The organism is Aeromonas sp. 601027 (genome assembly GCF_049174455.1).
In the GTDB taxonomy this organism is placed as follows: Bacteria; Pseudomonadota; Gammaproteobacteria; order Enterobacterales; family Aeromonadaceae; genus Aeromonas; species Aeromonas veronii_A.
The window spans coordinates 167,265-178,068 of sequence record NZ_JAAKTN010000004.1 but is presented as its reverse complement, the minus strand read 5'-3'; the positions used below and the strand labels follow the sequence as shown (position 1 = coordinate 178,068).

Genomic DNA, 10,804 nt, shown 5'->3' with positions numbered 1-10,804 from the left:
ATGCTGAAAATGATTTTCATTAAGCAAGCGGCCTTGATTAATTCATTGAATGCATTGGAATTTAATGATTTCCCCTGATACTTGATGTGGTCATACCAGAAATAATCTGACGTTTAGCTGAAGGCTTGTTTACCACCGCTGTTTGCATTGTTAACATGATCACACTTTTTTGACGTATCCCTCTTTTGGTGCGTCATTTTCACTTAGGTGATAGGCAGGGCATTGCAGGAACACATCGATACGCTGGTTGCGCGTTATGACGACATTACCCGTCTCAAGACGCAACGGGCGTTAGGTCTCATGAGTCGCTACGGGCAGCAGGTATTCCAACTGCTGCCCGTCATGCTGCACTTCAATCACCCCCTGCTCCCCGGTTATGTCTCCGGTGATGTTCCTCATGGCATCTGGAGCTTCAGCGCCAGCGCCGAGCAGCAAGCCTTTATCGATGACCTCTGTCGCAACGCCAACTGTCAGAGCGGCCTAGCAACCCATGATCGAGCCATTCAGGGGCTCTACTCCATGGGCAGCACCTCCTCCATCGGCCAGTGCTGTCACTCCGATCTCGATATCTGGGTTTGCCACGTGGCTGGCTTGTCGCAGGAGCGGCTCGCCCTGCTGGAGCAGAAGTGCCGGTTGCTCTCCAAGTGGGCGGAGCAGCGCGGGGTCGACCTCAACTTCTTCCTGATCCCCGAAGACAAGTTCCGCCAGACCAACGATGCCGAGATGCAGGGAGAGAGCTGTGGCAGCGCCCAGCACCTGCTGCTGCTTGACGAGTTCTACCGCAGCGCCATGCGCATCGCCGGTAAGCGACTCATCTGGTATCTGGTTCCTGTCGAGTGTGATGATCACTACGACGACTATGTGAACGGGTTGTTCGAGAGTGGCAAGCTCAGGCAGGATGACTGGCTCGATCTCGGCAGTTTTGACCGGATTCCGGCGGAGGAGTATTTCGGCTCTGCCCTGTGGCAGCTCTACAAGGGGATCGATTCCCCCTATAAGGCGGTGCTCAAGTCGGTGCTGATGGAGGCTTATTCCCACGAGTACCCCAACACCCGGTTGCTATCGATGATCAGCCGCGACTGGTTTCAGCACAACGAGGGGATGCACTACCGGCTCGACAACTATTGTCTGATGCTGGACAAGGTGACCAATTACCTCAAGTCCATCGGCGACATGGCGCGACTCGATCTGGTACGCCGCTGCTTCTACCTCAAGGTGTGCGATGGCCTCAGTCATCCCAAGGATGATCACTCTCCCGAGTGGCGCCGCGAGCAGATGAGCCAACTGGTCTCCTACTGGGGTTGGAGCCAGGATAAACTGTACCACCTCGATCATCGCCACGAGTGGAAGGTCGAGGAGGTGAAGATCGCCCATGCCGAGTTGCTGGAGGCCCTGATGCAGAGCTACCGCAACCTGATCCAGTTCGCCCGTCGCAACAACATCAGCGAGTCGATCAACCCGGAAGATATCGGCATCCTGTCGCGTAAACTATACGCCGCGTTCGAGAGCCTGCCGGGCAAGGTGCAGCGGGTGAACCTCAAGATCGCGCCGGATCTGAGCGAGCCCGACCTTAGCTTCGTGCAGGTGCCCCACGGTCGCCTCAACCGCGCCGGCTGGTATCTCTACAAACATTCGCTGGAGCCGGTGGACATCATTGGTCGCGCGCCGCTCGAGTTCAACGGCTACATCAGCAAGCTGGTCTCCTGGGCCTACTTCAACGATCTGCTGACCCCCCAGTCGCGGGTGCACCTGTTCAATCAGGGCTCGGATCTGCACATCGACAATCTGCACCAGTTCTGCCGCGATCTCTCCGGCTGCTTCCCCGAGAAGTACCCGCTGGCCACCAACCTGGCGCTCAGTCGGCCGTGCGAGATCCGTCAGCTCTCCATCTTCCTCAACCTGGAGATGGACCCGACCAGCCACTGGGTCGGTCAGGTGATCGAATTTGACGCCAATACAGTGGATGTCTTCTCGTTCGGTCGCAATCAGGAGTGTCTGGTCGGTTCGGTGGATCTGGTCTATCGCAACTCCTGGAGCGAGATCCGTACTCTGCACTTCCAGGGGGATGAAGCTGTGGTCGATGCCCTCACCACCATCCTCGGCAAGATGCATCAGGATGCCGCCGCCCCCGAGATGATCGAGGTGTTCTGCTATAGCCAGCACTTCCGATCTCTGGTGCGCTCCCGTTTCCAGAAGCTGGTGGCGGAGTGTATCGATCTGCGCCTTGCCCGCGACAAGCAGCAGCTGGTCAAGACCATGGCCCTTGGCCGCGAGAAGTACGGCATCTTCTTCGAGCGGCGCGGGGTGTCGGTGAAGAAGCTGGAGAACGCCATCGATTTTTACCGTCACATCTCCCACAACAAGCTGGATCACCTGCCGCTGCGGCTCGACAAGACCCACAGCCAGCATCTGCCGAGCATCGTTGATGCCTACGCCAGCGAAGGGTTGGTGCAGTTCTTCTTCGATACCCGGGATGCGGGCACCAACATCTACATCCTCGATGAGGCGAACCGGGTGGAGATCTACCAGCACTTTGCCGGCAACAAGGATGAGCTGGTGGCGGGGGTCAACCGCTTCTACACCTCCAACCACGAGCGGTTCAGCGATGATGGTCAGTTCATCAACTTCAACCTGCCCCAGTACTACGAGATAGTGCAGCAGGGGAGCGAGCTGGCAGTGATCCCCTATCGCAGCCAGGGAGCTCCGCGTGAGCAGGTGTCACCCACTCGTGATGTCGGGTGACCCGCGAGGGTAAGTCGCCATAAAAACGGCCTGCAGATGCAGGCCGTTTGCTTTTGCGGTTGCTCAGGCGCCGAGGCGGGCCAGCAGCCAGCTGCGAATGTCGCCGAGCTGCGGGCGGCAGATCTCGTGACGCATCGGGTACTCGTGCCACTCGGGGGCGAGCCCGGCAGCTTCAAGCCGGTTCTTGGCATCCCAACCGAGCGACAGGCTCACCACATCGTCATAGATGCCGTGCATGTAGCAGATGGGCAGGGTGCGAGCAGCCTCGCTCATCTCGCCGAGCAATTTGTCGGGAGCTGCCAGATAGGTAGACATGCAGAGCAGGCCCGCCAGCGTTGCCTGATAGCGCAGCGCGGTGAAGGAGGCAATTACCCCGCCCTGAGAGAAACCTGCCAGCACGATATGCTCGGGGGCAAACCCGTCGGCCACCAGCTGATCCAGCAATGCGGCAATCTGGTCGGCTGATTCACGGACATGGGACTCCACTGCCCGCTCGGCGGGATCCTCGAAGCTCTTGATGTCGTACCAGCCGCGCATCTTGTAGCCCATGTTGATAGTGATGGGGCGCTCGGGGGCATCCGGCAGCAGGTGACGCACCGGTAGCTCGGCGGGCAGATCCAGCGCCTCCACCAGCGGGGCGAGACCGGCGCCGGAATCACCCAGCCCATGCAGCCAGATCACCGCATGACGGGCGCCCTGCGGGTGCAGGTCAATCATGGGAACACTACCTCTTCGCCCGCCTGGGCGGTGCAGGATTGGCTTAACAGCGCCTTGAGCTCGTGGCCGAAGCGGTTGTCGATCCAGGTGTCACCCTGCAGTTCGAAGTGGAAGCCGTTCTCGCGGGTGGCGACCCAAATCTGGTGCAGTGGCTCCTGCTTGTTGATGATGACCTTGGTCTTGTTCTCGAAAGAGAGGGTCAATACGCCGCCGCTGCGTTCGCAGTCGATATCCGGATACCCCTCGTCGAGCGTGTCTTCCACATATTGGAAAAAGGCGTCGGTCAGGGCGTGATACTCGTGATCCTTCATCGGTTTATCCTGTTGCTTTTAACAATGTGAGTGCGATTATAGAGGGCCAAAAATTTTTTCGCAGCGAACCATTATGATCACCCAGTTCACCAAGTGTCTGCTTGCCACTCTTCTGTCCCTCGGGTTGGCCGCGTGCGGTCTGAAGGGGCCGCTCTATATGCCGCCCCCCGAGCAGCCACAGAGCCAGAGTACACCGCAAGCAGCGCCGCCTGCGACCACTGAGGCTGCCACCGAGGCCGCGCCGCACTAATGCCGCACCCATTCTAGGAAGGAACCGCCCCCTTGGATCACTTTAACTACGACGCCGACGGCCAGCTTCAGGCCGAGCAAACCCCGCTGCAACAGCTTGCCGAGCAGTACGGTACCCCGCTTTACGTCTACTCCCGTGCGACCCTCGAGCGCCACTGGCACGCCTTCGACAAGGCCGCTGGCGATATTCCCCATCTGATCTGCTATGCGGTGAAGGCCAACTCTAACCTGGCGCTGCTCAACCTGCTGGCCCGTCTGGGCTCGGGGTTTGACATCGTCTCAGGTGGCGAGCTGTCGCGGGTACTGGCGGCGGGCGGTGATCCGGCCAAAGTGGTCTTCTCCGGGGTCGCCAAGAGTGAAGCGGAGATGCGCCTCGCGCTGGATAAAGAGATCCTCTGCTTCAATCTGGAGTCGGAAGCCGAGCTGGAGCGCCTCAATCGGGTGGCGGGCAGCATGGGCAAGAAGGCTCGCGTCTCGGTGCGGGTCAATCCGGATATCGATGCCGGTACTCACCCCTATATATCCACCGGCCTCAAGCAGAACAAGTTCGGCATTCCCATCGAGCTGGCGCCAGCCATCTATCGCAAGGCGGCCGCGATGGCGAACATCGAGATCGTCGGGGTGGATTGCCATATCGGCTCGCAACTCACTGAATTGAATCCCTTTATGGAAGCGGCTGACAAGTTGCTGCGGCTGATCGACGGTCTGGCAGCGGAAGGCATTCATATCCATCATCTGGACGTGGGGGGGGGTCTGGGGGTCAACTACGGTTCCGAGCAGCCGCCCCATCCGACCGAGTACGCCGAAGCGCTGAAGCAGAAGCTGGCGGGCCGGGATCTGACCCTGCTGTTCGAGCCGGGCCGCGCCATCGTCGCCAATGCCGGCGTGCTGCTGACCCGGGTCGAGTACCTGAAGCCGGGCGAGACCCGCAACTTCGCGCTGATCGATGCCGGCATGAACGACATGCTGCGCCCTTCGCTCTACGGCGCCTGGATGAACATCATCGAGGTGGATAGCCGTGCCGGCCATGCTCCCGCGCTCTATGACGTGGTGGGCCCGGTGTGCGAGACCGGCGACTTCCTCGGCAAGGAGCGCACCCTGGCCATTGCCGAGGGCTCCCTGCTGGCGGTGCGTTCGGCCGGAGCCTACGGCTTTACCATGTCATCCAACTACAACACCCGTCCGCGCGCAGCCGAAGTGCTGGTGGATGGTGCCAAGGCGCACCTGATCCGCGAGCGTGAGCAGTTGGCCGATCTCTGGCGCGGTGAGCACCTGCTGCCCTGATGGCGCAGGCTGGGACAATGATTTCATAACGGTTGACGGTGAGTTTTTACAGCCCTAACAGCACAGGAATGCACGATGTTGATAGATTTTTCCAAGATGCATGGCTTGGGCAACGACTTCATGGTGGTGGATGGCGTCACCCAGAAGGTATTTTTCAGCAATGACGTCATCAAGAAGCTGGCAGATCGCCACTTCGGGATCGGCTTTGACCAGCTGCTGCTGGTGGAGCCGCCCTATGACCCTGAACTCGACTTTCACTATCGCATTTTCAATGCCGATGGCAGCGAGGTGGAGCAGTGTGGCAACGGTGCCCGCTGTTTTGCCCGTTTCGTGCGTCTCAAGGGGCTGATAAACCGGGATCGCATCGCGGTCAGCACCGCCCGGGGTCGCATCGTGTTGCAGCTGGAGGGGGAGAACCAGGTCACGGTCAACATGGGTGTTCCCCAGTTTGAGCCGGGCAAGATCCCGTTCCGGGCCCAGAAGGCAGAGAAAACCTATCTGTTGCGGGCGCAGGAGCATACCGTGATGTGTGGCGTGGTCTCCATGGGCAATCCCCACTGCGTCATCGAAGTGCCTTCGGTCGCCGATGCGCCGGTCGAAACGCTGGGTGCCATCATGGAGCGCCACGAGCGTTTTCCCGAGCGGGTCAACGTCGGCTTCATGGAGATGGTCAACGCCACCGAGATCAAACTGCGTGTATTCGAGCGAGGCTGTGGCGAGACCCTGGCCTGCGGCACCGGTGCCTGTGCGGCGGCGGTGATTGGCATCAGTCAGGGCAAGCTCAAGGAGCGGGTCACCGTCAGTCTGCCGGGCGGCAAGCTGACCATCGCCTGGAAGGGGCCGGGCCAGCCGGTCTACATGACAGGCCCCGCCGAGCATGTGTTTGACGGCCAGATAGAGGTTTAGCCGATAAAGGTTCAGGTACGGGGGGCGCTGGCCCCCTTTGCCCATGATGTCGGGGCAGCGAGCCCCATTTCTCTGATGGATCAACCAATTTATGAGCGAACTCAAACGGCAGGAGCAATCGGTGGATGAAGCCACTGTGCTGGAGTACCTGGCCCGTTATCCCGAGTTTTTCCAACGCCATGCCGCCGTGCTGGACCGGATCCGCATTCCCCATGAACGCAAAGGGTCGGTCTCGCTGGTCGAGCGCCAGCTGGAGCGTCAGCGCGAGCGGATCGAACAGCTGGAGCAGGAGATCACCGAATTGATGGGGATCGCCAGCGAAAACGAGCGGATCTTCCGGGTCTATGCCGATCTCTACGGCGAGCTGTACGGCTGCCAGACCCTGTTCGAGGTAAGTGCCGTGATGGGCAAGGCCTTTGTCCAGCGGCTGCGCCTGACCGGGCTGCGGCTCTGGCTCAATCCCAAGAAGTTTGCCCTGAGCGGGCCCGAGCAGCGCTTTCTGGCGCAGGGCAAGCAGCTCGAATCCCTGCTGGGTCAGCGTCTGCCGGGGCAGGATTACTACTTTGGCCGCCTGAGCCAGAGCGAGAAGCAGGCGCTGTTTGGCCATGATGTGCTGGTCAACTCGGTGGCCCTGATGCGGCTCGGCGATCTCGGTGTGCTGGCCTTCGCCAGCTCGGATCCCGGCCACTTTACTCCCCACAACGACACCCTGCTGCTGGGCCAACTGGGGCGCCTGCTGCAACTGCGTCTGCCCGAGTTGACTCATGGCTAGAACACCGGCCAAGGCGCCTGCCAAAGCACCCGTCATCGCACCGCCACTGCCTGCGGCACTGGCGGACGAGCTGGCGGCCTTTATCGAATACCTGAGGGTCGAGCGTCAGCTCAGCCCTCATACCCGCAATAACTATCAAGCCCATCTGGAGGCGATGACCGCCGAGCTGGTGGCCCTCGGGCTCACTGATTGGGGTCGGCTCGAGGCGAGTCAGGTGCGCACTCTGGTGACCCGGATGCACAAGGGGGGCCTTGCTCCTCGTTCCCTTTCCACCAAGGTCTCGGCCCTGCGCAGCTTTTGCGACTGGCAGGTGCGGCAGGGGCGGCTCACCGCCAATCCGGCTCGCGGTATCGTCACCCCCAAACAGGGGCGGCCGCTGCCGAAAAACCTCGATGTGGACGAGATGCACCAGCTGCTCAACATTACCGACGAGCAGGATCCGCTGGCGGTGCGGGATCGCGCCATCATGGAGCTGATGTACTCTTCAGGGCTGCGTCTGGCCGAGCTGGTGGGGATCAATCTGGTGGATCTGAAGCTCGACGACCGCCAGCTCAAGGTGACCGGCAAGGGCTCGCGGGAGCGGGTGCTGCCCATCGGCCGGATGGCGGTCGAGTGGCTGCAGAAGTGGCTCAAGGTGCGCCCGCTGCTGGCCGGGGATGAGAGCGAGGCGCTGTTTGTCTCCAACCGCAAGCAGCGGCTGTCGGCGCGCTCGGTGCAGGCCCGCCTCGATGGCTGGGGCAACAAGCAGGCGCTTAACTCCCACGTCCATCCCCACAAGCTGCGCCACAGCTTCGCCACCCATATGCTGGAGTCTTCCGGCGATCTCCGGGCGGTTCAGGAGCTGCTGGGACATGCCGACCTCTCCACCACCCAGATCTATACCCACCTCGACTTCCAGCATCTGGCCAAGGTTTACGACAGCGCCCACCCCAGGGCCAAGCGTGACCCGGATGCGCAGGACGATGAATAACGGGCCCTGAGCCCCGTTGCAGAGGATAGTCCATGCACTTCTATCGCCGCTGGCAGCCGGTTGCTGCCATCTCGTTTGACCTCGATGACACCCTCTATGACAACGGCCCCGCCATCGTGCGGGCCGAGCAGTGGATGTTGAGCCATCTGCGCAGCGAATATCTGGCGACAGCCATGCTCGACAAGCCACGCTGGCTGGAGCTAAAACGCGCTGTGTTGCTGGCCAACCCCGGGCTGCGCCACGATGTCAGCCTGGCGCGCCAGCAGACCATCCGCGCCGCCATGGTCGAGGGGGGGATGGCCGACCAGCAGGCCAGTCGCGAGGCGGAGCAGGTCTTTGCTGCGTTTCTGGCAGAGCGCTCGAAGATCGATGTGAGTGAGTCCACTCATCAGCTGCTGGCCAGATTGGCCGAACGCTACCCGCTGGTGGTCATCACCAACGGCAATCTGGATCTGCTTCAGGCCGGGCTGGATCGCTACTTCACGCTGGTCTGCAAGGCGGGGGCGGGCGTCAGGATGAAACCGGCGCCGGATATGTTTGAGCAGACCCGCAGTGCCCTCAAGCTGCCTGCGCAGCGGATCCTCCATGTGGGGGATCATCCCGAGACCGATGTACTGGGTGCCCGTCTGCATGGCTTTCGCGCCGCCTGGCTCAACGAACGGCAGCAACCGTGGCAACAGCTGCAACTGTTGCCGGACGTGGAGCTGACGGCACTGGAGGAGCTGGCCGAGCTGCTGCTCTGATGGCGCTGGCGGGTGGCCACGCTCAGGCGGTAATGGCTGTCAGCGAATAGCGATATATGGCAAGGGGTTACGCCCGCTATTTGCGACAAATCAACCCGAGCAGGGTGTTGCGATCGCGCTGGTTGACGCGGCAGTAGCTGATGCCGACGGGCAGCGCCTGCTGCAGGGTGATGGCGCTGTTCTGATAGCGGCAGACCAGATAGAGCGGGCGCAGGCTGCTATCGAGCTGGCTCCAGTAGTGGAGCTCGTCGCTGTCGCCATTATCCGGTTTGAGTTGGGCCAGTTCGGCAGGATCTCCATCGAACAGGGCCAGATTATCGAGCCGGTGACTGAGGGTTTCGTCCGGTTTGCCATCGTCATTGCGGGTGAACGCCTGCCAGCCCTGCTGCGGGGTCAGCAGCCGCTGGCGAGTCTCGATGGTGGCGGGACAATCAAATTGCAGGCTGGTGGCAAGGGCCAGGGTTGTCAGTAACATGGCTGCTGTTCTCTCTTCACGTCCTCAACAAGATGCCATGCTACGTCATCTGCCGCCGAACAGCTTCATCAGTTTATCAAGCAGATCAAGCTGTTGTGGTGGCCGTTTCATTGACTCCGCCTCTCGTTCCAGCAGTGCCTGTTGCTCTTGTTGACGGTCACTCAGCACCCGGTAGAGGGGCTCGACCAGTGACTCGCGTTGGGCGACCAGCTCCTGGAACATGCTCTGATTGATGCGATAGGTTTCGACGGTGGCTACCGCCCGCACGGTGAAGGTACTGGGTTCACCGGTGAGCAGGCTCAGTTCCCCGAAGAAGTCACCTGCGCCGAGAGTGCCGAGTTTCAACTCTTTCCCTTCCAGATTAATCAGCATCTCGGCTTCACCTTTGACCAGTACGAACAGCCAGCTGGAGACCTCTCCCTGCTCCAGCATGATGTCACCGCTGACAAAGGGGGCAAACTTCACCTGGTCCGCCAGTCTGATCAGCTCATCCTCCTGCAACATGGCAAACAGCGGCAGCTTGCGCAGGGTCGCGGTGCGTTCGACCGTGTGGCGTTTGTGGCGGGCATCCAGGTGCTGCTTCTCCTTGGCCATAAAGACATTGAAGATCGGTGGGGTGAGGCGGCGATCGTTGCGACGCAGGGCGGCATCGATCAGGCTGCGTACCATGGAGTCGGTCGGATCGTCGCGAGCCAGATCGGTCAGCCAGTAGCGCACCGCATAACGGGCAATCCCCCCCTCGACATTCATCAGCAGGCAATCCGGTTGCGGATGCTTGGCGACGCAGGGGAGCTTGGTCTCTCGCAGGGATTTCTCGATCAGGGCGATGATCTGGGTCGGCAGGGTATCCAGGGTCAGATCGAACCAGACCCAGCGTCGCCACTGCAGCGGCTCGCCACGGCGACGCCCGAGCACGGTGAAGCGCTGTTTGAGCAGATGACTGTTGGGGATGACCACAGTTTCCCAGTTGCGGGTCTCGATGGTGGTGGCACGCCAGTTGATCTCCACTACCCGGCCCTGGGTGGTGTCCACTTGCAGCCAGTCCCCGATGGCGATGGAGTTGTCGAGCTGAATGGAGACCCCGGCCAGCAGATTGCCCAAAGTATCCTGCATGGCGAAGGCGATGACCGCGGTGATCACCGCCGAGGTGGTGACTATCTCCCCGAGCGCCATGCCGGAGGCGTAGAGGCGAAACAGACCCCAGCCGATATAGCCGATGGTGATGACGATGTCGGCGATGATCCGCGGGATGCGGATCTGGCAGAGGGGCAGAAGAAATTCGAACAGCAGTATCCCCCACACTTTTACCAATATCAGGCCCGCCAGCAGGGTGGAGATCTCGATCAGCAATTGATGGGGCAGCGGCAGTTTGAACCAGCCCCCTTCCAACTGGATCAGCAGGATCACGACAGTGCTTATCATCACGAAGCTGAGCTCGGAGAGCAGCTCCCGTCGTTGCCCGGGGCGGCGCCAGAAGTGGAGCAGCATCAGAGAGAGTGTGAGCAGGGTCCAGAACGGGTGTTCGCGGATCCATATCAGTGTGGGTAGCGCAGTGAGGTTGTCGCTGAACATGACGGCCCCTTGTGATGGTTTTATTTCCAGCATAGCCGTTCCGGCACGGGGAAATGGTGCGTT

Annotated in this window: 11 protein-coding genes; 7 read left to right on the top strand and 4 right to left on the bottom strand. The window is 60.8% G+C overall.

Annotated features, from left to right (window positions below):
* Positions 1-222: 222 nt before the first annotated feature.
* Positions 223-2,742 (top strand): class I adenylate cyclase, encoded by a 2,520-nt coding sequence (locus G5193_RS07470; protein WP_421205638.1) that lies wholly within the window; start codon positions 223-225, stop codon positions 2,740-2,742.
* 63 nt (positions 2,743-2,805) lie between these two features.
* Here the strand turns inward: G5193_RS07470 and G5193_RS07465 are convergent, their stop codons facing one another.
* Both G5193_RS07465 and cyaY read right to left on the bottom strand, forming a co-directional pair.
* The gene (locus G5193_RS07465; protein ID WP_421205636.1) at positions 2,806-3,459 is read right to left on the bottom strand and encodes an alpha/beta hydrolase; all 654 of its coding nucleotides are present in this window, start codon (positions 3,457-3,459) and stop codon (positions 2,806-2,808) included.
* On the bottom strand, positions 3,456-3,770 hold the full coding sequence (cyaY, locus tag G5193_RS07460; RefSeq protein WP_019444859.1) for an iron donor protein CyaY: 315 nt from the start codon (positions 3,768-3,770) through the stop codon (positions 3,456-3,458). The genes G5193_RS07465 and cyaY overlap by 4 nt, the downstream gene beginning before the upstream one ends.
* Positions 3,771-3,843: 73 nt before the next feature.
* Here cyaY and lptM point away from each other — a divergent pair, with 73 nt between their 5' ends.
* From lptM to G5193_RS07430, 6 genes are all read left to right on the top strand, one after another.
* On the top strand, positions 3,844-4,020 hold the full coding sequence (lptM, locus tag G5193_RS07455) for an LPS translocon maturation chaperone LptM (protein ID WP_019444858.1): 177 nt from the start codon (positions 3,844-3,846) through the stop codon (positions 4,018-4,020).
* Positions 4,021-4,052: 32 nt separating this feature from the next.
* Positions 4,053-5,303: a diaminopimelate decarboxylase gene (gene lysA / locus G5193_RS07450; protein WP_421205633.1), complete on the top strand. Its 1,251-nt coding sequence runs from the start codon at positions 4,053-4,055 to the stop codon at positions 5,301-5,303.
* A gap of 75 nt (positions 5,304-5,378) precedes the next feature.
* Positions 5,379-6,209 (top strand): diaminopimelate epimerase, encoded by an 831-nt coding sequence (gene dapF, locus G5193_RS07445; protein WP_005336371.1) that lies wholly within the window; start codon positions 5,379-5,381, stop codon positions 6,207-6,209.
* 91 nt (positions 6,210-6,300) lie between these two features.
* Positions 6,301-6,981 carry a DUF484 family protein gene (locus G5193_RS07440; protein WP_005336370.1) on the top strand — a complete coding sequence of 227 codons (681 nt, stop codon included), beginning with the start codon at positions 6,301-6,303 and terminating at the stop codon, positions 6,979-6,981.
* On the top strand, positions 6,974-7,951 hold the full coding sequence (gene xerC / locus G5193_RS07435; protein WP_421205631.1) for a tyrosine recombinase XerC: 978 nt from the start codon (positions 6,974-6,976) through the stop codon (positions 7,949-7,951). The genes G5193_RS07440 and xerC overlap by 8 nt, the downstream gene beginning before the upstream one ends.
* 32 nt (positions 7,952-7,983) lie before the next feature.
* Complete coding sequence (locus tag G5193_RS07430; RefSeq protein WP_421205630.1) at positions 7,984-8,694, top strand: HAD-IA family hydrolase; 711 nt, start codon at positions 7,984-7,986, stop codon at positions 8,692-8,694.
* Between the two features lie 76 nt (positions 8,695-8,770).
* Here the strand turns inward: G5193_RS07430 and G5193_RS07425 are convergent, their stop codons facing one another.
* A complete protein-coding gene (locus G5193_RS07425) occupies positions 8,771-9,169 on the bottom strand; it encodes an STY0301 family protein (RefSeq protein ID WP_421205628.1) in 399 nt (132 codons plus the stop codon).
* A gap of 45 nt (positions 9,170-9,214) precedes the next feature.
* Positions 9,215-10,741, bottom strand: a complete 1,527-nt coding sequence (locus G5193_RS07420; protein ID WP_263086319.1) for a mechanosensitive ion channel family protein — start codon at positions 10,739-10,741, stop codon at positions 9,215-9,217.
* Between the last annotated feature and the right edge of the window lie 63 nt (positions 10,742-10,804).

What these genes read in the sequence shown, in the direction of transcription:
- cyaY (WP_019444859.1), bottom strand. Translation starts at nt 3,770, where the DNA reads ATGAAGGATCACGAGTATCACGCCCTGACCGACGCCTTTTTCCAATAT.
- G5193_RS07465 (WP_421205636.1), bottom strand. Translation starts at nt 3,459, where the DNA reads ATGATTGACCTGCACCCGCAGGGCGCCCGTCATGCGGTGATCTGGCTG.
- G5193_RS07440 (WP_005336370.1), top strand. Translation starts at nt 6,301, where the DNA reads ATGAGCGAACTCAAACGGCAGGAGCAATCGGTGGATGAAGCCACTGTG.
- G5193_RS07430 (WP_421205630.1), top strand. Translation starts at nt 7,984, where the DNA reads ATGCACTTCTATCGCCGCTGGCAGCCGGTTGCTGCCATCTCGTTTGAC.
- lptM (WP_019444858.1), top strand. Translation starts at nt 3,844, where the DNA reads ATGATCACCCAGTTCACCAAGTGTCTGCTTGCCACTCTTCTGTCCCTC.
- G5193_RS07420 (WP_263086319.1), bottom strand. Translation starts at nt 10,741, where the DNA reads ATGTTCAGCGACAACCTCACTGCGCTACCCACACTGATATGGATCCGC.
- dapF (WP_005336371.1), top strand. Translation starts at nt 5,379, where the DNA reads ATGTTGATAGATTTTTCCAAGATGCATGGCTTGGGCAACGACTTCATG.
- G5193_RS07425 (WP_421205628.1), bottom strand. Translation starts at nt 9,169, where the DNA reads ATGTTACTGACAACCCTGGCCCTTGCCACCAGCCTGCAATTTGATTGT.
- xerC (WP_421205631.1), top strand. Translation starts at nt 6,974, where the DNA reads ATGGCTAGAACACCGGCCAAGGCGCCTGCCAAAGCACCCGTCATCGCA.